The organism is Cyclobacterium qasimii M12-11B, assembly GCF_000427295.1.
Taxonomy (GTDB): Bacteria; Bacteroidota; Bacteroidia; order Cytophagales; family Cyclobacteriaceae; genus Cyclobacterium; species Cyclobacterium qasimii.
The window spans coordinates 1-22,273 of sequence record NZ_ATNM01000098.1 but is presented as its reverse complement, the minus strand read 5'-3'; the positions used below and the strand labels follow the sequence as shown (position 1 = coordinate 22,273).

At 40.4% G+C, this 22,273-nt stretch carries 15 protein-coding genes; 6 read left to right on the top strand and 9 right to left on the bottom strand.

The window, feature by feature from the left end; all coding sequences use genetic code 11:
- Positions 1 to 25 precede the first annotated feature (25 nt).
- Complete coding sequence (gene thiL / locus ADICYQ_RS10545) at positions 26 to 1,057, bottom strand: thiamine-phosphate kinase (RefSeq protein ID WP_020892682.1); 1,032 nt, start codon at positions 1,055 to 1,057, stop codon at positions 26 to 28.
- A 463-nt stretch (positions 1,058 to 1,520) separates the two neighbouring features.
- Between thiL and ADICYQ_RS10540 the strand changes: the two genes are divergently transcribed.
- The 6 genes from ADICYQ_RS10540 to ADICYQ_RS10515 all read left to right on the top strand — a co-directional run bounded on the left by ADICYQ_RS10540 (position 1,521) and on the right by ADICYQ_RS10515 (position 8,876).
- On the top strand, positions 1,521 to 1,847 hold the full coding sequence (locus ADICYQ_RS10540; RefSeq protein ID WP_020892681.1) for a HesB/IscA family protein: 327 nt from the start codon (positions 1,521 to 1,523) through the stop codon (positions 1,845 to 1,847).
- A 651-nt stretch (positions 1,848 to 2,498) separates the two neighbouring features.
- Positions 2,499 to 3,239: a TonB-dependent receptor plug domain-containing protein gene (locus tag ADICYQ_RS28495; RefSeq protein ID WP_020892680.1), complete on the top strand. Its 741-nt coding sequence runs from the start codon at positions 2,499 to 2,501 to the stop codon at positions 3,237 to 3,239.
- The gene (locus tag ADICYQ_RS10530; protein ID WP_316929294.1) at positions 3,122 to 5,566 is read left to right on the top strand and encodes a SusC/RagA family TonB-linked outer membrane protein; all 2,445 of its coding nucleotides are present in this window, start codon (positions 3,122 to 3,124) and stop codon (positions 5,564 to 5,566) included. The genes ADICYQ_RS28495 and ADICYQ_RS10530 overlap by 118 nt, the downstream gene beginning before the upstream one ends.
- A gap of 11 nt (positions 5,567 to 5,577) precedes the next feature.
- Entirely contained in the window at positions 5,578 to 6,951 is a 1,374-nt protein-coding gene (locus tag ADICYQ_RS10525; RefSeq protein WP_020892678.1) for a RagB/SusD family nutrient uptake outer membrane protein, read from the top strand.
- A gap of 126 nt (positions 6,952 to 7,077) precedes the next feature.
- The gene (gene gcvT, locus ADICYQ_RS10520; RefSeq protein WP_040415685.1) at positions 7,078 to 8,169 is read left to right on the top strand and encodes a glycine cleavage system aminomethyltransferase GcvT; all 1,092 of its coding nucleotides are present in this window, start codon (positions 7,078 to 7,080) and stop codon (positions 8,167 to 8,169) included.
- Positions 8,166 to 8,876, top strand: coding sequence for a 2-phosphosulfolactate phosphatase (locus ADICYQ_RS10515; RefSeq protein WP_020892676.1), 711 nt, complete (start codon positions 8,166 to 8,168; stop codon positions 8,874 to 8,876). The genes gcvT and ADICYQ_RS10515 overlap by 4 nt, the downstream gene beginning before the upstream one ends.
- A 124-nt stretch (positions 8,877 to 9,000) precedes the next feature.
- Here ADICYQ_RS10515 and ADICYQ_RS10510 read toward each other — a convergent pair whose 3' ends face one another.
- From ADICYQ_RS10510 to ADICYQ_RS10475, 8 genes are all read right to left on the bottom strand, one after another.
- Positions 9,001 to 9,540: an SRPBCC family protein gene (locus ADICYQ_RS10510; RefSeq protein ID WP_020892675.1), complete on the bottom strand. Its 540-nt coding sequence runs from the start codon at positions 9,538 to 9,540 to the stop codon at positions 9,001 to 9,003.
- A gap of 124 nt (positions 9,541 to 9,664) precedes the next feature.
- Positions 9,665 to 10,246: a DUF3347 domain-containing protein gene (locus ADICYQ_RS10505; RefSeq protein WP_020892674.1), complete on the bottom strand. Its 582-nt coding sequence runs from the start codon at positions 10,244 to 10,246 to the stop codon at positions 9,665 to 9,667.
- Positions 10,247 to 10,267: 21 nt separating this feature from the next.
- Positions 10,268 to 12,049, bottom strand: a complete 1,782-nt coding sequence (locus tag ADICYQ_RS10500) for an efflux RND transporter periplasmic adaptor subunit (protein WP_020892673.1) — start codon at positions 12,047 to 12,049, stop codon at positions 10,268 to 10,270.
- A gap of 45 nt (positions 12,050 to 12,094) precedes the next feature.
- The gene (locus tag ADICYQ_RS10495; RefSeq protein ID WP_020892672.1) at positions 12,095 to 14,455 is read right to left on the bottom strand and encodes a multicopper oxidase domain-containing protein; all 2,361 of its coding nucleotides are present in this window, start codon (positions 14,453 to 14,455) and stop codon (positions 12,095 to 12,097) included.
- 12 nt (positions 14,456 to 14,467) lie between these two features.
- Entirely contained in the window at positions 14,468 to 16,507 is a 2,040-nt protein-coding gene (locus ADICYQ_RS10490; RefSeq protein WP_020892671.1) for a copper-translocating P-type ATPase, read from the bottom strand.
- A gap of 28 nt (positions 16,508 to 16,535) precedes the next feature.
- Complete coding sequence (locus tag ADICYQ_RS10485; protein WP_040415683.1) at positions 16,536 to 16,994, bottom strand: DUF305 domain-containing protein; 459 nt, start codon at positions 16,992 to 16,994, stop codon at positions 16,536 to 16,538.
- Position 16,995: 1 nt separating this feature from the next.
- The gene (locus ADICYQ_RS10480) at positions 16,996 to 18,225 is read right to left on the bottom strand and encodes a TolC family protein (protein WP_020892669.1); all 1,230 of its coding nucleotides are present in this window, start codon (positions 18,223 to 18,225) and stop codon (positions 16,996 to 16,998) included.
- Complete coding sequence (locus ADICYQ_RS10475; protein ID WP_020892668.1) at positions 18,222 to 22,046, bottom strand: efflux RND transporter permease subunit; 3,825 nt, start codon at positions 22,044 to 22,046, stop codon at positions 18,222 to 18,224. Before ADICYQ_RS10475 ends, ADICYQ_RS10480 begins: the two co-directional genes overlap by 4 nt.
- Positions 22,047 to 22,273 lie beyond the last annotated feature (227 nt).

Genomic DNA, 22,273 nt, shown 5'->3' with positions numbered 1-22,273 from the left:
GTACATTATTTACTCAAGGCAGGGCTCAAAAATGAGACCAGCCTTGAGCTTTTAAAGGCACTGCAGCGCCACTTTTACTGATAAGGTATTTGCCATTCTCTTTTTCAGTCACATGCCCAATAAAATGGATGTCTGGATGCTTTTCCAGTTTCTTAAAATCATCCTGGCTAATGGTGAACAAGAGTTCATAATCCTCCCCACCATTTAAAACACAAGTAGTAGGATCCATGTTTAATTCGAAAGCGGTATCATACGTTTGCTTATCGATAGGTAGTTTGTCCTCATAAATGGCTACTCCTACATCCGACGCTTTGCAGATATGAAACAATTCTGATGCTAAACCATCTGAAATATCGATCATACTAGTAGGTACTAGCCCCAATTCTTTAAATTCATGAATAATATCCATCCTTGCATCAGGTTTTAACTGCCTTGCTGTGATATAAGGATATTTTTCAAGGTCAGGCTGCATGTTCGGATTGGATAAGAAAACCTGCTTTTCACGTTCTAACACCTGCAAACCTACAAATGCACCACCTAAATCTCCTGTCGCACAAATAATATCATTTACTTTGGCTCCAGACCTGTAACTTATTGCTTCTCTTTTCACTTCTCCAATAGCAGTAATGCTAATGACCAAGCCTGCTCTGGAGGAAGTAGTGTCTCCTCCTACAATATCCACATTATAATGGGATGCCGCGAGTTTGATCCCTTCATACAATTCCTCAACTGCCTCTACAGAAAATCGACTTGAAAGCCCTATCCCTACCGTTATTTGAGTGGGGATAGCATTCATTGCTGCTACATCACTAATGTTAACAGCAACTGCTTTAAATCCAAGATGTTTCAAAGGGGTAAAAGAAAGATCAAAATGAACACCTTCTAAAAGCATATCTGTAGTCACAACACGAAGGTTCTCCCCCTCGCCTATCACTGCTGCATCATCTCCTATGCCCTTTATGGAACTGGGATGATTGTGTTTTATATTCTCACTGATGATATCAATAAGTCCAAACTCTCCAAGTGTCGAAATTTCAGTCCTTTTTTCCTCGTTCATAGCATTTTATTTCTGGTAATAAGCCCTGCAATCAAGGGCAATAAATTTCCAGCACAAAAGTACGATTAATTTGTGAGCTGTGCCATTTCATCAATATCATTCTTAAGAACGAGCTTCAAAATGGGAATTTAATTACCATAACCCTATCCATTTATAATAGCCTTGTAACCAATTCTAAAAACAATAGTACCAAATAAAGTCAAAAACCATTACCTCCTGAGGCAATGGTTATCACCTATAGATGGCTCGCCTTAATTGTTGCAGTCCATCGGTCGAGATTCATTCTAAAAAACAAAAAAATCTGTTTCTGCCAAATGAGGAATAAACCTCTATTTCAGCTATAGCCTATATTCCATTTTGATTTGTTAACTTTGGGGTGAAATTCGATAGGAATAATGGAATTTATTTCCAACATTACTGGTTAATTGTCGTTAATGAATAGGGTAAATAAACTTTAAAAGATATGATCATCATTTCAGAAAAAGCCAAGGATCGTATCCTTGAACTTAGACAGGAAGAAAACAGGAATGAAGAAGAAAATATAAGAGTGTCTGTCAAAGGAGGAGGTTGTTCTGGTTTAATGTATGACCTGGGATTTGACAATGCTACCTCGGATTCAGACCATGTTTTTGAAGACAAAGGAGTTAAAATAATCGTGGATAGAAAAAGCTTGCTATATCTCGCAGGAACCACTTTAGAATTTAGTGACGGATTAAACGGCAAAGGATTTCAATTTGTCAACCCAAACGCATCTAGAACATGTGGTTGTGGGGAAAGCTTTTCCATCTAATAATTCAATAACATATACAAGCCCAAAATATGGATTTTACGATCCTATTTTGGGCTTTTTGTTTTATATGCCATGATGTTTCGCTCCCATGATAGGTTATTTTTTTTACTTGATTTTGGGGATTGTTTAGTAGAGCACCAAAAGCCATCTCGGGCAGCATTTTATGAGCAAGAAAAATCGCCCCTAAATACCCAAACAATCGCGTGACTATTAAACTAAGGATTAGCCAATTAAAGGGCTGTTTGGAAAGAAAATACACAAAGAGATAGAATACCTACCTCGCACTATTGCTTTAACCTAACAACCTTCTTTCAATCAAAAGAAGGTTAGGCATTTTACCCCCTACTAATGTGAACCCTGTAAGTAAAAGTTTATTTAAAAAGTACAATTTGACATTGAACTTGGTAAGAAAATGGCTCCCTACAAATGTTTAACACCCACTAAACTAATACCTTAAGTGTTTGATGATTTCAGGAATCTATAATTTAGAATTCAACATAATTCAGATAAGACTATGCCAAAAGTTAAATTTTTTACTACATTAGTCTCAGTTTAGCCTATAAACCTAACCTTGGACATTGTATTAAGTCCTTAAGTTAAATAAGATTTTCTTATCACCTAATTGCCCTTTTTTACCCACCAGTTTAATTTATGAGAAGCAATATTTTTATTGTGTTGGTTATGTTATTGGTATCGCCGCTATTAGGTTTGGCCCAAAACATAACAATTTCCGGAAAAGTTATTTCGGATGAGGATGGAATGGGAATTCCAGGAGTGAGTATTGGCATCAAAGAATCTGGAAAGTCTACAGTCACGGATATTTCAGGTCGATACCAATTAACCCTAGACAGCAAAGAAACTATCATTTGCTCTTATTTGGGTTTTATTCAGCAAGAAATTCTCGTCAAAAACAAAAGGGAAATAAACATCCGGCTTGTACCTAATTTAAATACACTTGATGAAATCGTGGTGGTAGGGTATGGAAGTATAAATAAGTCTGATCTGACCGGAAATGTCTCCAAAATTGAAGGAGAAGAAATTGCCAATATTCCAGTGCCAAACTTTCAAGAAACTTTGCAGGGAAGGTTAGCTGGTGTTTTTGTGGCCTCTTCCAGCGGAAAACTAGGCGACGGTGTAAAAATAAGAATAAGAGGCACTACCTCGATTTCTGCAGGCAACGACCCCTTATATATTATAGACGGAATCCCTGTAACTACGGCAGGCAGTATAGACAACAGCAATCCCATGTCTATGATTAATATGGGAGACATAGCATCAATCAATGTATTGAAGGATGCGGCTGCAGCTTCGATCTATGGCGCCAGAGGATCAAATGGAGTCGTGGTCATCACAACAAAAAAGGCAGTTCAGGAAAAACTAAATTCAATGTAGGAATCCAAAGGGGCATCAGTAGCCCTACACGAAAAATGGATTTTTTGAATGCGAGCCAATACGTTGAATTGTTTCGTGAAGCAGGTTATAACAATGATCTGGCCGCTAATAAGGACCCTTTGAACAACCCATTGGATTATCCTGATTCAGACCTTCAATATGTAGAAAATCGATTGGACCAGTATGCTGGCCATTCAGACTGGAGAGATGGCGCCATCAACACCAATTGGCAAGACCAGGCTTTCAATGGAGGCGCTGGTGTCACCAATGTGAATTTTTCAGCTTCAGGTGGGGATGAAAAAACAAGGTTTTATTTATCAAGTGCTTATGACAAGCAGGATGGTATTTTGATCCGTAACGATTTTGAACGTATATCCGGCAGACTTAATTTTGACCACAACGTTTCAGAAAAATTCAGGTTTGGTGCTAATTTTAGTTTGACAAGAACAGTTACCAATTCATTGCCCAGCGACAATCAATTCAACAGCCCTATGCAACTGGTAGCTTTGGCTCCCATCTCTCCAATCAGGGACTTGAATGGAGAATTAACTGACCGTCCCACGACTACCTATTACAATAATCTTATAGACTCTGAAAATTCCTCTTGGACCACCACAAGTTTAAGAAACATCAACAGTATTTATGGTGAGTTGAATGTCGCTAAAAACCTTACTTTTAGATCCGAATTTGGCTTAGACAACCTCGTACAGAACGATGACCGTTATTTCGGGTCACGTACAGCCACAGGGCAAAGTTCAAATGGTTACGGATCGTCCCGCTGGTTAAAAATCGCTACATACAACACCAATAATTTCTTTACCTATCAACCTTTCCTTCAAGGCCCACATAAATTGGAAGCAACCTTGGGCATGTCTTTTCAGAAAAGTGAAAATAGATTCACAAGTGTAGATGGTCAGGAATTTCCTTTGGATGGTCTTACTACTCTTAAATCTGCGGCAGAGATTGTGGATGGTTTATCTACACTTACAAACGCATCTTTCCTCTCTTACTTTACCCGCGTAAATTATAAATTGGACGGGAAGTATTTACTTGGCCTGAGTGCAAGATATGATGGTTCGTCCAGGTTTGGTAAAAGTGAAAAATACGGTTTTTTCCCTGCAGGCTCCTTAGGATGGCTTGTTAGTGAGGAGGACTTCCTTAAAGACAACTCCTATCTTAGCTACTTTAAGGTCCGTACCTCATTCGGCATTACCGGCAATGCACTAATTGGCGATTTTGATCACATGGGATTGTATGAACCTTTGCCCTATGGCCTCAGTCCTGGTTTATCCCCTACTCAGATAGCCAACCCAAACCTTACCTGGGAAACAACCCAGCAATTTGATTTTGGCTTGGAGTTTGGGTTCTTTGAAGATCGTTTTACTGGGGAAGTAGATTTTTATAATAAAATGACCCGAGACCTTTTGTTGCTTGTCCCTGTTCCAGCCACTACCGGATTTGCAACGCAAAGGCAAAACATTGGGAAGATGCAGAATTATGGAATCGAGGTATTGCTAAATTCCATCAACTATAGCAATAGCAATCTTGTCTGGAAATCTTCTTTCAATTTTGCTAGAAATATCAACAGGGTACGAGCCCTTTCCAAAGACCAATCTGCTATCCCTCCACCTTATTCAAGTTATCTAAACGGAATTTATGTCGATCAACCTATGGCAGTATTTTTCGGGCCAAAATATGCTGGAGTAGATCCTGCTAATGGAGATGCACTTTATTTCAAAGACGAGGCACAAACTGAAACGACCAGTGATTACAATACCGCTGCCCGTTTATTTCTGGGAAGTCCAAACCCAGATTTTATTGGCGGACTAACGAATGAAATCTCTTATAAAAATCTTGATTTGGTTTTTCTTTTACAGGGAGTCTATGGCAATAAAATTTATGAAGCTGCAGGTGGGTATTATGCCAATAATGCTAACTGGTTTGACAACAATACAGTAGCGCAGATGGAAAGATGGCAAGAACCTGGAGACCTGACAGACGTACCTCAGGCCCGATTGGGTTATTGCAATGGTTGCAGTGCTTCGAGCAGGTACATATCTGATGGAAGTTATCTCAGGTTAAAAACAATATCACTGGCCTACAATTTCCCTGAAGAATGGAATGAGAAATTGAAAATCAATAATGCCAAAATTTATATTATTGCGCAAAACATGCTGACTTTTACCAAGTACCATGGATGGGATCCTGAAGTAGGTACAGAAGCCTTGTCCAATAGTTTTTCCAATGCCAATTTATTCCAAGGTGTTGATCTATATTCGGCCCCTCAGGCCAAAACTTACTCCATCGGACTGAATTTAGGGTTTTAAATATGTTAAATATGCCATCAAAAGTCTTTTATATACCGATTATACTTTGCCTCGGCTTTTTCACCCTATCGTGTAACGAGCAGCTGGATTTAAAACCAGCACAGGAAATAGATGAACTCACAGCTCTTGAAAGTGATGCCAATATCAAACGTGTCCTTATAGGCGCTTATGCTAATCTTAGAAAATCAGATTTATGGGGAGGAAGAATTCTTCTTTACAGCGAAATGCTTGCTGCCAATAATGAGATACGTTGGGAAGGGACTTTCACCCAACCCCGAGAAATGCTAAATAAAAGCATTTTAACCAACAATACATTTGTCACAGACACCTGGCTTTCGGCCTATAACACGATAAACATAACCAACAACATCCTAGATGCCCTAGCGATAGTCAAGGAAGAAGATCAAGACAGGGTCAAAGGTGAGGCACTATTTATTCGCGGAGTGGTGTATTTCGAACTGGCAAAACTTTATGGTTTACCTTATGTATCTGGAAACACAGACACTAACCTGGCCATTCCATTGATACTAACCCCTTCCAGAGGAGTCAAAAACAATGGCGTTATTGAACGTCAATCCGTAGAACAAGTTTATCAACAAGTAATTGAAGATCTGACCAATGCAGAACAATTATTACCAGAAACCAACGGCATATTTGCTTCAAGTTACGCTGCCTCTGCGATTCTTTCAAGAGTTTACTTACAGGTCGGGGATTTCGCCTCAGCAAGGGATGCAGCCAATAGAAGTATAGACCTGGCCAGCGCCTACGATAAAAAACTCATGCCCGACTATATGGATGTCTTTAACAAGGAATCCGATGGTCCTGAAGATCTATTCACCATACAAGTTAATTCGCAAGACCCTGAGAATGCCATGCATCTTTTCTATTCCACACCTGAGTTTGGAGGCAGAGATGGGGATGTAAGTATTTTACAGAATCATCTAAATCTTTACGAGGCTGGAGACGATCGTTTGTTACAATACCAAGAAAGAGCTGGGGGGATACGAACAGATAAATGGAGGGATCAGTATACCAATGTCAAAATCATAAGACTAGCAGAATTATACCTGACACGTGCTGAAGCAAACTTTCGTGAAGGGTCAAGTGTAGGCGCAATACCCCTGGATGACATTAATAGAATTAGAACAAGAGTTTCCTTGCCTGAGAAAAGCAATATCAATCTTGAGGAGATACTTAAAGAGCGAAAATTAGAACTGGCACATGAAGGACATATTTTGCATGACCTTAAACGCACCAAAGGTGCAATAGTAGATAATAATAACCCTGAACTCAGTTATTCATTCGATGACCCAAAATTAATTTTCCCTATTCCCCTTAGGGAGTTGTCGGCTAATTTTAAGTTGATTCAAAACCCTGGTTACTAGAATTAGTGCTGTTTTTTTTGACCAGGCCTAAATTGTATCCCTTTGAAGCGATCTTTTTCTAAATCCTTTTCTATTAAATTAAGCACATTTCTTACCTTTAGGCTTTTAAAATAACGTCGTATATTAATGGAGAATGTAAAAAAAGTAACTCTTAATGACATACATCATGCTTTAGGCGCGAAGATGATACCTTTTGCAGGGTATGACATGCCAGTGAGGTATAGTTCTGATATGGAGGAACACAAAACCGTTCGTGAAAATGTTGGTGTTTTTGATGTATCCCATATGGGTGAATTTATAGTAGAGGGACCTAATGCCCTTGACCTAATTCAAAAAGTTTCTTCCAACGATGCGGCTACACTCAAAATCGGACAAGCACAATATACTTGTTTCCCTAACCTTCAGGGAGGCGTAGTGGATGATTTTTTGACCTACAAACTGGATGAAGAACGCTACATGCTCGTAGTAAATGCATCCAATATCGACAAGGATTGGGAATGGGTACAGCAACACAATACCCAAAAAGCAAAGCTGGAAAACATATCAGATCAAACCTGCCTATTTGCCGTTCAAGGACCAAACGCCATCAAGGCCATTCAATCCTTAACCTCCATTTCTCTAAAAGACATTCCTTTTTATCATTTTGAGACCGGGACATTTGCGGGAGTAGAAGATGTAATTATCTCTGCTACTGGCTATACTGGTGAGCTGGGTTTTGAATTGTACATGAAAAATGAATCGGCCGAAAAAGTATGGAATGCTATTTTTGAAGCAGGCAGTGAGTTGGACATCAAACCTATAGGGCTTGGTGCAAGAGATACCCTTCGCTTGGAAATGGGATATTGCCTTTATGGCCATGAGCTTAATGATGAAACCTCACCATTAGAAGCCGGGTTAGGCTGGATCACCAAATTCACCAAGGACTTTATCAACCATGAGGATTTAAAAAAGCAAAAAGAAGCGGGGCTCAAAAGAAAGTTAGTAGGCTTCAAACTTCAGGAAAGAGGAATTCCAAGGGCACACTACCCAATTGTAAATGCAGAGGGAAAGGTTATCGGGGAAGTCACTTCAGGAAGTCAATCACCCAGTATGGGAGTTGGTATTGGTTTAGGATATGTAGACATAGAATATGCCAAACCAGGAAATGAAATTGGTATAGAAATAAGAAAAAAAAGAATCTCTGCCAAAATAGAAAAACTACCCCTGCTTAAGAAATGAAAACCATAGAAACCTGTATCAGTCCTGACTTGTTGGACCTGCACGAGTTAGCGAACAAAACAGTAATCGTTGTTGATATTTTTAGAGCCAGTTCTACCATGGTTACAGCCCTTTCCAATGGGGTGAATGTAATTGTACCTGTTAAAGACCTGGACGAGTGTAAAGCTTACAAAAAAAAGGGATGGCTAATCGCCGGAGAACGCAATGGCAAACAAGCCGAAGGGTTTGATTTAGGAAATAGTCCTTTGGCTTATTTAGACAGAGCCCTAGCAGGTCAAAATGTAGCCATGACAACTACAAATGGTACCAGGGCTATTTCTTTGGCTAGGGAACATGCCGCGGAGGTACTTATTGGCTCATTTCTGAATCTTCAAGCCACAGTAGATTATTTGCAAGCTTCTACAAATGATGTATTGGTACTGTGCGCAGGCTGGAAAGGTAAATTTAATCTGGAAGACTCCTTGTATGCCGGCGCATTGTCATGGACATTGGGCTGGAAACATGAATGTGATGCTACCTTGGCAATGGAATCAATCTATGAACAAGTAAATGGAGGGTTGCGAGAATACCTTCAAAAAGCTTCTCACGCAAAGAGATTGCAAAATCACGATCTGGAAAAAGACATTGATTTTTGCCTTGAACTTAACCAGTACAATTCAGTGGTCTATCTATCTGAAGAGGGGCTAAAAAATAAAAACAACAAATAAAAAATGTGGTTGCATTGAGTCATTCAATGCAACCACATTTTATTGTTTTAAAGTTTACATCCCACCCTCAGGTAATTTTGCGAATACATCATTTGTAGGAGCAAAAACAAACCCAGACAATCCACTATTTTTCGAGTATTGATTTTAATTTCTGTAGTCCCTCTTGAAAATCATTTCCAATCATTTCTTCCATATCCATCATTAGTAACATGGTATTCATCGGGTAATCCATTTTACCTTCAAATCCCCAGATAACTTTGGTTTGGGTTTCATTTATTTTTTCAAACGCCATATAGGCTTTATCAGATGCCTCAAAGGGTTCCTTAAACCTTAACGCATAGTCAATCCTTTTGCCATTATCGATTGCTAATATTTCTTGTTCCCCTATTCCAACATTCGGATCTTCACTTTTCCATCCTGAGATAAAGCCTACTTCTCCATCCACGCCTTTAAAACTTTTTGTCATCTTAGGATCCTTTAGGGCCCAACTCGAAAAGTTATCCTGATTTTTGAGTAGTTTAACGTATTCAAAGACCTCTTCTTTGGGTTGATCAATTGTCACTTCCCTAACTACTGAATACTCCTGGTCAATGAATACCCCTGCTATGAAAGGAATTGCCACCAGAATTAAAAGGGTGATAAGTACTATTTTAAGAGTCTTCATGATGAGATGGTTTGTAGAAGTACAGAATAAATATTCGATTTCTAGTTTTTTAATGAATTAATTTAACAAAATTAACACGTCTATCAAAACAAATTAACGACATTCCTTACTCCTCCAATCTTTTTTATCCTGCTTCAATGACTTCTTTTACGGCACCGCAAGCGCTCATTTCACCTTTAAACAAAGGATTGATTATCTCTTCATTCTCACTCAACCACATTCCACCTTCATTCTTATTAAACATCGGGCAATGTTGCTGATATAATTTTCTGTCTGAACCTACTATTGACAAGAGGTCCTGAAGATTTTTCCCCATTCCTTCAAAATGTGCTATCTGGAGATCAATTTCATTCTTCTTGATTTGCTCACTATGCTCCTTAATGATTTCTAAATTTGCATTTACTTCATTTAGCTGTTCTTGAGTCAGACTTTTAAATGTAATTGCCTGTACTAACTCCTCGAGATGAACAGCGGCGTTAACTGCACCAGCTGAATTATCTTCAGTTAGGGCCTTTTTTATTTCTAAGTAGCCATCAATCAGATCTGTTTTCGTTGGCTCTCCATTTATAGCTTTGCTTTGATTGTCTAGATTTTCTAATGTTACCACCGTTGATTTTTCGGCCTTTTTGTTTTCGCTACAAGCGATAAGGGATAAGGATAGGCCAGCAATTAGGGCTGTTGATAAAATTGATTTTTGAATTTTCATTGTTCTATATTATATGTTTAATTATTTAATGGTTTTGGTTACTTCGCCGCAGGTTTCCATTGCTTGTCCAAAATAGGGATTGACGACCTTTTCTTCCAGGCTCAACCAATCTGCCCCCCTGTTGGTATCAGCCATTGGACAATGTTGCACAAATAGTGGTTTAGGAAAGGGGTGAAATTTCTCAGCCATACCAATCATCTCATCGGAAATCGAAAGGAAGGACTTGCGTACCTCTTCCAATGATTTTTGCCCTGCTATATTTTCAAGGGAAGCTGTCAGGCTTTTCTGGTATTTCATCCACTCCATGTGCGCATCCCCTTTGAAGACTTTCATGTTTACATTAGACAAATAGGTAAGCATTTCCTTGGACTGTGATATTGAACGCTTTAAATCGTCCTGAGTCAGTGCATTTTTTAATTTCAAATAATGCTCAAAAATAGGAATCAACTCATCCTTAGCATTTTGAGCGATCCCGTGATTTGTCGGGCCATCTGTTTGGCTTACCGTAGTCATTTCCATACCTCCGTGGTTATGGCCCGTCATTGCTGCCCCACCATCAGGACTCATCATACTCGGCTTGCCTGCCAATTGTGCAGCGGCATCAATGCTAAAAGTCCCGTTTACTGCAATTTCTTCTCCTGAGCGAAGACCAGTTTCGACAAGGTATTCGCTTCCTAAAGCTGAACCAAGAGTTACCTCACGCAATTGAAAGGATACATTTTGGTCAGTAGCTTTTTTCACATATACTACAGACCGAGTTCCTGTCCACATGACAGCAGTCTTTGGCACTACAATAGCCTCATCTGAGCCATTAATAGCACTTTTAACAATTCCCGAAACAAACATTTCAGGTTTGAATTTCAATTTCGGATTGGCAACGCTTATCCTGGCAGAAGCGACTCTGGTAGCAGGATTTATGATCGGGTCCAAATAGTCTATTTTTCCTGTAAACGTTTTTCCAGGGATAGATTGTACAGTATAGCTTACTTCATCCCCAGTTTTTATCCAAGGAATTTCAGATTCATAGACATCAAATAATACCCAAACATTGGCTAGGTTTGACACCTCATAAAGGGCCTGCCCATTAATGAGGTGATCACCAAGATTCGCGAATTTTTGAGACACAAAACCAGATACATTTGCTTTAATAGGGAAATTCTTAATCACTTCTTGAGAACTCAAAATCTGTTCAACCTGAGCTTCTGAAACCTTCCAGTTTTTTAATTTTGCCACAGCAGCATTAAACAGTGCGGGCTGCTCCCCTTTTAATTTACTCGCTTGAAGAAGTTCCTCCTGGCTGGTGACAAGTTGTGGCGAATATACCAAGGCGATGGTCTGGCCCTTGGCAATATACTCGCCTGTAAAATTCACCATCAATTGTTCAATTCTCCCTGGAATATGGCTTGCTTGTGTAAACAATAACCGCTCATCCACTTGAATTTTCCCATTCAATCTTATTGTCTTATCAGCTTTCCCAGTCTCTACCGTCATCGTCTGCACTCCGGCGAGTTGAAGGGCCGCGGGAGACATTGTGATGGACATTGGGTCCGCTTCATCGGCTTCGTTTTCCAATGGAATCAAGTCCATGCCACAAATAGGACAGTCACCAGGTTCACTTTGACGAATCTGCGGATGCATAGAACAAGTATAAATGGAAGAAATGCCAGCAATGGACGCTTCATGCTCATGTTTTGATGATTGCTCAACAGGATTTACCGATGGCTTAATCAGCCAGCCTATCAACACCCCCACAATCAATGTGATAGCAATCAGTAGGACTTTATTTTTAATGATCTTTTTCATATGTTCAGTATTTTACCCTTTCATTAAAAAGGATTTCATTGCTTTTTAAAAGCGCATTATTAGTCCGCCTCCACCTCCAAAGCGGTTGTCATAGCTTCCTGTGATGGATAAGTTTCTTGATAGAATGTAATTAACTCCTGCAGACCAAGTGGTTTCTCCTTCATAGTTTGAAGGCAGGCCATTTTTTAATTCAGGAAGGTCGTTGGCCCAACCAAAATCCATCTGGTATTCATAATTGCCAAAAATGGATGTTCTAGGAAAAACCATAATTTCTCGGCTGATCCGGAATTCAGGTCGGAGCTTACTGTCCATTCTAACATCCAGATTAAACATATAGGGTGTCAGAAACCTAATTCCTGCAACAGCAGTTGTGCTAAGTTCTGACCAGTCTTTAGATACCTTATTCTCTGAATTCACTCCTACAAACAACCTAAAATAGTCATAGATATAGCGCTCATAACTGAATTCCAATTCCATGTTCTGATTATAACCTACCTCAGCATCCAGATTGACCTGGTTTCGAATATTGGACGATACCAAATTCAATGATGTGCTATTGGAAGCTACCGTCGCCGTTCCCCAATTGAATAGGTGATTGCCTTCTTGGGTTAGTGTTTTTAGTGAAAAAGGTTTGAGCCTTGGATCCCTTGGTGTGTCATATGAAAACACTCTTGCCATCCCTCCCATCATGTGATACAATACATGACAATGGAAAAACCAGTCTCCAGTTTCTGTTCCATCAAATTCTATAACAACCTGTTGCATAGGAGGAACATTAACGGTATGCTTTAAAGGCGAATATTCTCCATTGGCATTGATAACTCTGAAAAAATGCCCGTGAAGATGCATAGGGTGATGCATCATGGTCAGGTTGTTAAGTGTAATACGGGTTACTTTTCCAGCTTCAACTTTAATTTTATCCGCTTCTGAGAGTGGTACGCCATTCATACTCCAGATGTATCGCCACATATTCCCTGTTAGGTTGAGGAGCACATCGTTTACCGGTTTTTCCGCATTGAAATTAGTTTTTTCCTTAGCTTTGAGATAGTCGTAATTGTATTCAGCAAACATGTCCATGCCAGGCATTTCACCTTCAGCCACATCCATACCCACGCCTTTATTTTGCATTTTACCTTCAGCCATACTATGGTCCATAGTAGTGTGGTCCTCCCTTTTAGTAAGTGTATCCATTGAATTCATATTCGAATCCGGACCATGGCTATCCATCTTGGAATGATTCCTACCCTTCATTTCTGAATCTCCTTCCATTTGCATCCCCCATTTTTCTTTCATTTCCAAAGGTTTCTCATCATTCGGATTGGCCTTCATGGCTGGAGCTCCCATTTTCATATCCATTTTAGCCATTTTCATCATCATCCCGATCTTATCTGGAATCGCAATATTAGGTGCAGCCATAACCTCCCCATTCCCTAAAAAAGCACTGGTTGTACCTGATCCATCTTGGGCAGTTCCCTTAATTTCTAATTTCCCATTTTCAGGGATTTCTACGATAAAATCATAGGTTTCAGCTATTGCAATAAAGGTTTTTTCTCGTGCAACTGGCTCCACATCCAATCCATCTGAAGACACAAGTACCGGGTTTTCTCCTCCAAATGTTAGCCAAAACTGGGTAGATGCAGATCCGTTTATGATCCGTAAACGGATTTTTTCTCCCGGCTTGAATTCAGGATAGTCAACACTTTTCTCTCCGTTGGTTAAAAAAGCCGAATAGTAAATATCGGCAATGTCAGCACCTTCCATTCGCTGCTTCCAGAAGTTCATCTGTGCGCCAAACCCACCTCTATTGATCACCTTGTTTAATGGGGTAGCTGTACCTTTTTTTATATTGTACCATTCGTTGCCTCGTTTTAGATTTCGTAGTACGTTTTCGGGCTTTTCAGTGGTCCAATCAGATAAAAGCAATACCAAATCGTGATCATATTCAAGTGTTTGCTCTATTGGCTCAATAACAAATGAGCCATACACACCACTTTGCTCTTGCAACATTGTGTGTGAATGATACCAATATGTTCCTGATTGCTTGAGCGGGAATTCATATTTCTGAGTATCTCCAGGTTTGATAGGCGGCGTTGTCAAATAAGGAACTCCATCAAAGAAATTTGGTAAAATCAATCCATGCCAGTGCACAGACGTTTCTACATCCATTTCATTTTTGACATAAATTACCGCATACCCACCTTCCTTAAAACGCAAAGTTGGGCCAGGAATACTTCCATTTACCGTAATGGCCTTAATATTTTTCCCAGTTTTATCTACCAGCGCATCTTCGATCGTAAGCGTATAAACAATTGTGTCCTGACTAACCTGTTGTGCCAAAGAAAAACTCCATGTGCATAACACCAGCATTGAACCCAATAGAATAGATTTTATAGGTTTCTGTTTCATGGTATTCAATGGTTAAATTTTGATTTGTTTTCTTAACAGCTGCGCATTAAGGGCTACGATTACAGTACTTAAACTCATCAAAGCTGCTCCAATGGCCGGACTAAGAATAATACCAACTCCTGCAAGTACACCAGCTGCAAGTGGAACAGCCAGAATATTATAGCCCGCTGCCCACCAGATGTTTTGCATCATCTTTCTATAAGTAGCTGTTCCAAAAAGAATAAGACTTGCTATGTCTTTTGGATTGCTGTTTACCAAAATTATATCGGCTGTTTCTGCCGCCACATCGGTACCAGAACCTACTGCAATGCCTACATCCGCTTGGGCAAGCGCTGGAGCATCGTTGACACCATCTCCAGTCATCGCTACAAATTCTCCTTTCCCCTGAAGATCTTTAATGATCTTCTGCTTGTCTTCCGGTAATACTTCTGCGAAATAACCATCTAATTCCAGTGTTTCACTTACTGCTTTTGCTACTTTTTCGTTGTCTCCTGTAGCCATCAGCACTTTAAGTCCCTGCTTTTTCAATGTTTGAATAGCTTCTTTTGACTCTTCTCTAATTTCATCTGCAAGGGCTATATACCCGATCAACTTCCCTTCCGAAAGCACGAAAACGACCGTTTCATCTTCTGTCCTAAAAGCGCCCTCTGGCTGGTCTATACCTTCTTTTTTCAAACTTCCAGGACTGACAATGGAAAATTCCTTCCCTTCCAGATTTGCTTTGATTCCTCTTCCAGTGATATTTTCAAACCCTTGAGGTTCGCTAAGTTTTAGCTCCAATTCCTTTGCTTTTCTGACAATCCCTGCAGCAATAGGGTGTTCAGAAACACTTTCTAGTGAAGCAGCCAAACGTAGCAATTCATTTGCTTCCAGCGAATCAGTTACAGACTCATACCTGGTCACTCCAAATGCGCCTTTGGTCAGCGTACCTGTTTTATCAAAGATGATTGTGGTTAATTTTCTGGAATTCTCGAATGCTGTTCGATTTCGAATCAACAGCCCATGCTTGGCTGAAACCGATGTGGAGATGGCCACCACCAATGGAACAGCCAATCCCAATGCATGGGGACATGATATAATCATAACGGTTACCATGCGTTCCAAAGCATAGTCGAATTCTTTACCCAGGCTTAACCATACGATTAAAGTAACAATCCCAGCACCTAGAGCAATGTAAAAAAGCCAGCCGGCCGCACGATTAGCTAGGTTTTGAGATTTTGATTTCGTTTGTTGTGCCTCAGTCACCAATCCAATTACTTTGGATAAATAAGAATCTTTACCTGTATGGCGCACTTTGATTTTAAGTACTCCATTATCGTTAATAGAACCACCGATAACTTCATCCTCTTTTTGTTTTTCTACAGGTTTTGATTCTCCGGTAAGCATGGATTCATTTACATGACTGCTTCCTTCCAGAATTATCCCATCTGCCGGAATTTTCTCTCCTGGTCTAACCTGAATTGTATCTCCTTCCTGAAGATCAGCCACAGGCACCTCTTCAGTTTCACCATTTGCTTTTATTCTCCTGGCTTCAGAAGGCATCATTTTGGCCAATTCTTGCAAGGCATTGCTGGCCCCCATCACTGATTTCATTTCTATCCAATGCCCCAAAAGCATGATATCAATCAAACTGACAAGTTCCCAGAAAAATATTTTCCCAGAAAGGCCAAAGACCACAGCTGAGCTATAGAAATAAGCGACTGAAATTGCCAGGGCAATGAGTGTCATCATTCCAGGCGATTTTTTCTTCAACTCATCTACTAATCCAGTCAAAAATGGCCACCCACCATAAAAGAAAACCAGGGTAGAAAGTCCAAACTGCACATAGCGATCCCCCGGAAAGGTGAATTCATACCCTAGCAGTTCCTGAATCATTGGAGCCATCACTATTATGGGCAAGGTAATTAGTAGGGAGACCCAAAATCTTTTTTTGAAATCCATTATCATGTGCATATGATGCATGCTGTGGTCATGATTTCCATGCTTGTCCTCGTTTGCCATTTTGGACATGTCGTGGGCCTTGTGATTGTCATGCTGATGTGTATGTTCCATGATTGAAAAGTTTAGTTAGAAGTGGTTTTTACTCTGATTCCTCAAGTCGCTTAATCATTGCCTTCATCTGAGCAATTTCCTTCTTTTGCGCTTCAATGATATCCTTTGCTAACTGCTGGGCTTCCGGATCTTTCAGATGCGCTTTTTGGCTGACCATGATAGCGGAGGAGTGATGAGGGATCATCGCTTTCATCCACTGTACATCAGCGATCAAAGTTTGGTTTCGGAGCATGGTTAGCGTAGCTATAAATAAAATGACAGCGGTACCAAGAATCATAAAATTGACTTTCTTATTTTCATACATCCCCCACATAAAAAGGAGCATGGACACTGCCATTGGCGCTACCATCAATATTGTCATGTAGGTCCTGGTAGTACTTAACATTACATGGTCAAAAAGATCTGCATTTAAAAACATTACGGCATACATGATGACAAATGAGACAGCCATCATTGCGGAGAACTTTAGATAATTCTTGCTTTTCATGTTAGTAAGTTTTAGCGGTTAAATAATTAAGTTCCGCCTCAGCAGCGTAGTAGGCTACGGAGGCTTTTATCTTCATTTTTCGGTACTCCAGCAATTGCTGCTGAAGGCGTAATACTTCTTCAAAATCTTTCCCAGAATTGGCATAGGAACGATACAACAATTCAAGTGTCTGTTCGCTGATTTGAACCTGCTGGTCGTAGGAAGAAATAAGATCAAGCTGGATTTCCATTGCTATCTTAAACCTATAAAAGGAGCCATAAAGCTGATTGGAAACATCTTTCTTTTCCGCTTGATAGGATTCTGAGAGAAGCTCAGCTTCTTTTTTTGATGCCCGGTATTTACCTCTAAAAACGGGAATACTCATCGTAACAGTGGGCATAAAAACATTTTTGCCATTGTTTGCTGTCACCAGGTCTTTGCCAGTCTCCAAAATCACATACTCCACTCCTGCCCCAAGTTTTGGCAAGCCTTGTTTGGTGGCCAATTTTTGATTGAGGTCGCTTGCCTGAATTTTTAGCTCCAAACTTTCCAATAAAGGATTGTTCTGCAGGGAATCAATTAATACTTCAGTTGGGGTATTCGGAATGATCAGCTTTTCTTCCAGTTCAATTGGTGAATCATTATCCCTTCCAAGCAAAGCATTTAGCCAGGCATTGGCCGATTGAATCGTTTTATTTAGCACCTCAAGATTGGTCTTGGCGCTGGTGCTCATGATATCTACCCGAAGTGCATCAGCCAGTGATCCACTACCATTTTCAAATTTCGAAGTAACAATGGATTTGTAAGTCGTAAGAATTTTAAGATTTTCTTTCTCAATTTCAATCAGCTCGTTTGTCTCCAAAAGTGGATAATACACCGCTGAAACCTGACTGTAAAGCTTATTCCGGGCATCCAGGAATTCCTGGTATTTTACTTCTGCCAGAACTGTAGCCACATCTCCCTGGAGGCGCAAGGTCCCGAACCAGGGAAACATCTGGGTCAATGAAAACCGCATCAGTTGCGGTCCATTCCTTGTTTCTACTGGCGAAATAAAATAGCCAAAAGACAGTTTAGGATCAGCAAGTGAATTGACTTGCGGGATTTTTTGCATCGCCGCCTCAAATGCTTTGTATTTTGCTTTGAGCCCTGGATTGTTTTGAGCAGCTATCACATAATAGTCCTCTAAAGTTTGTCCTATTCCAGAATAACCCAGAACCAACACGAGCGTTATAGATAATGCTAAGGCTTTCATTTTATAGCTTTTTTAAGTTTTCTTTCTTCTCGAATTGAATACAACACGGGTACAATAAAATAGGTAATGGCTGCTACAATCATGCCCCCAAAGGCGGGGATAGCCATGGGAATCATAATGTCTGATCCTCTTCCTGAAGAAGTCAGAATCGGCAGCAAAGCGATGATCGTGGTTGCTGAGGTCATGATCGCAGGCTTGATTCGGCGCTGTCCAGCTTCCACAATTGCGTTCCTTATCCCTTTGAGATTATCTGTTTTATTTTTTGCAAAACTCTGATCTAGATAAGTCGCCATAAGCACACCATCATCCGTTGCTATGCCAAATAAGGCGATGAAACCCACCCAGACAGCAACACTTAAATTAATCGTATGTATTTGGAAAAGGTCCCTGAAATTTGTCCCAAAAAGGCTAAAGTCACCAAACCAAACCTGACCATAAAACCATAAGGCGATAAAACCTCCGCTAAATGCCATAGCAATTCCTGTAAAGACCATTAGCGAAGTAGTTATGGACCTGAATTGAAAATAGAGAATGAGGAAAATGATCAATAGTACTAGTGGGACGATCACAGCCAGTCTTTTTTCTGCCCGCACTTGATTTTCATAACTTCCTGAAAATTTGAATGAAACCCCAGCGGGCACTTCCAGTTCACCAGATTCGATTTTACTTTGAATCAAATTACGAGCATCCTCTACGACAGTAACTTCTGAGAAACCCTCCCTTTTATCAAAAAGTACATACCCTACCAGGAATGTCTCTTCACTTTTGATCGCCTGAGGCCCTCTTAAATATTCAAAATCGACGATTTGGCTAAGCAGGATTTGGGCACCTGTAGGTGTAGGAATCAATATTTCCCCCAATGATTCAGGGTCATCACGAAGTTCTCTAGGGTAGCGAACACGAACAGGGAAGCGTTCTCTTCCTTCTACGGTAGTAGTGATTTTCATCCCACCAATTGCCGTTTCAATGATGGTCTGAACATCCTCAATACTCAGCCCAAACCTTGCTATTTGCTCTCGGTTGATATTAAGGTGCAGGTAAGGCTTGCCTACGATTCTATCAGCAAATACCGCTTCAGTTTTCACTGACGGCACCTGCTTTAGTATGTTTTCTACCTGAATACCAAAATCCTCAATGGTTTGCAAATCGGGACCATACACTTTCATCCCCATGGGAGCCCGCATACCCGTCTGCAACATTACTAACCGGGTTTCTATGGGCTGCAACTTTGGAGCAGAAGTAACCCCAGGGATTTTAGTTACGGCTACTATTTCATTCCAGATGTCATCCGGAGAATTGATATGCTCCCGCCAATTTCTAAAATACATTCCATTCTCATCTACAATAAGCTGAGAAGCTGAAACCCCCTCTGCAAGCGCATCTGTATTGGATAGGCTATCGCCGGAGGATAAAATAAACCTGTTGTCACTGTCAACCTTGAATCGCTGTCGATGCCCTTTTTTATTTAATAAATATTCCGGTTTGTAATTGATCACATTCTCATACATAGAGATTGGAGCAGGGTCTAGTGCCGATTCAACGCGCCCAAGCTTTCCTACACTTAGATCAACTTCTGGAATACTGCTAATGCGCATGTCTAGTTGCCCCAGGACTTTACGGTTAAATGCGATTCCAGAATGTGGCATGGCAGTTGGCATCAGCAAGAAGCTCCCTTCGTTTAAGGAAGGCATAAATTCCTTCTGCATTCCAGGAAAAGTATGCGCTAATCCTGACCAAATATTGGAATCCTGAATATTCCAGCCCAGCCCATTGCTAGCTTTTCGAATAGGGCTAAAGGTGCTATTGAAGCCTATCCAAACCATTGTTCCAAACAGTATAATTAAAGCTGGAACAGTTAAGAATGCTGCTTTGTGGTCAAGGCACCAGGTCAATACTTTCTTGTAGTTGTATTCTAAAAGAATAAAAGCACCCAAAATAAGACTGACCAATAAGGCTACAAAAACAAAGTTGAGTAAAAGTGATTTAGTAGGACCCAAAGGCAGCCAATAACCCGCCAGAAGCCATAGCACACCAGCGATAACTACGATAATTTCCAGGTTAGTATAGATAGGTTTAATCCTATCAGAAATGATGATGTTCCTGTACGCAACATATTCTCTCAGAAGTGCAATTCCTGCAAGTAAAATGAGTAGGCTTCCAGACCAAATAAATCCCATAAAAAGAGCAACTATACCTGCCAAAACAAGCAGAATATTTCCAACCCTTCTGTAGTTCGGTTTACTTATTTTAAAGCCAAAAAATGTATGCGCAATGCTGGGAAGGATCAGTAATGAAACGATTAATGCAGCGATCAAGGCGAAAGTCTTGGTGTAAGCCAAAGGCCCAAAAAGCTTTCCTTCAGCAGCCTGCATGGTAAATACCGGGATAAAGCTTACTATTGTTGTTGAAACAGCGGTAAGAATGGCTCCAGCTACTTCTGTGGACCCATTGTAGATAGTCGTAATTAATTTCTGACCCGGTGGGGCTTCATCTACATGTTTGATAATGTTTTCAGACAGTATAATTCCTAAATCCACCATTGTACCTATGGCTATGGCTATACCCGAAAGGGCTACGATGTTGGCATCAACACCAAAATAGCGCATGGCAATAAAAACCATCAGGATGGAAATTGGCAATAAACTGGCAATCAAAACCGATGCCCTTAGGTTGTACACCATTACTATGACTACAAGAATGGTAATTAAAATCTCCAAAGAAAGTGCTTCTTCAAGGGTGCCCAAAGTTTCTTGAATCAACGTAGACCTGTCATAAAAAGGGACAATGGTCAGTTGACTGACCCTTCCATCTGCCAGTGTTTTTCGAGGTAACCCTGAAGCTATTTCGTTAATTTTATCTTTTACCTGATTGATGACTTGCAGTGGGTTGGAACCATACCTGGCTACGACCACTCCCCCTACTACTTCTGCTCCTCCTTTATCCAAAAGTCCTCTTCTAGTCGCTGGCCCCAATTGAACCACTGCGATGTCTTTGATGCGGATTGGGACATTGTCCTGCACGGCTACTACGGCAAGTTCGATGTCGGCTATGGATTTTATATAGCCAAGTCCTCGAACCAAGTATTCGGCTTGATTAATTTCAATTGTTTTAGCACCTACATCTCTGTTGGATTGCTTTACTGCCAGCATCACCTTGGTCAAGGGGATATTGTAAGCTTTTAATGCATCTGGATTTACATCTACCTGATACTCCTGAACAAATCCACCTATAGAAGCAACTTCTGAAACGCCTTCCACAGCATTCAATCCGTATTTGACATAGAAATCCTGGACTGTTCTGATTTCATGTAGGTCCCAACCGCCTGTGGCGTTCCCCTCCTGATCCCGCCCTTCAATGGTATACCAATATACCTGACCAAGCGCCGTAGCATCAGGCCCTAAACCAGGTTGGACTTCACTTGGAAGCAGATCGGTAGGAAGTGAATTGAGCTTTTCCAGAATTCGAGAGCGCGACCAATAAAACTCCGTGTCTTCATTGAAAATAATATAAATGCTGGAAAACCCGAAAATGGATGAACTCCTAATTGATTTCACACCAGGAATACCCAATAAATAGGTGGTCAAAGGATAGGAGATTTGATCTTCAATATCCTGTGGTGATCTTCCCGGCCATTGTGTAAATACAATTTGTTGGTTTTCGCCAATGTCAGGAATGGCATCCACTGGAACAGGATCAGACGGTAAAGAGCCAACCTGCCAGCCAAATGGTGCAGTGACAATTCCCCACATAACTATTACCAGAATAAGGAGAACAGTAACAAGTCTGTTTTCAAGGAAAAACTTGATAATTGAATTAAGCATGATTTAATCCTATAGAATGAAATACTAGATAATAGACTGCCATTTTTAAAAACAGCAGAAAAACAGGTCAGTAGCTGACCGGGTTATCTAGAAGGATTAAATAAGGAAAGTTTGATACAAGACAGTATAGTCCTGTGAATGTATCGGAGGTGGGTCAAAGGAGAAAGAGGTGACGGGCGACAGTACCAAAGCTTGACCAAGCAAAAAGGCATGTGTGAATGCCGCAA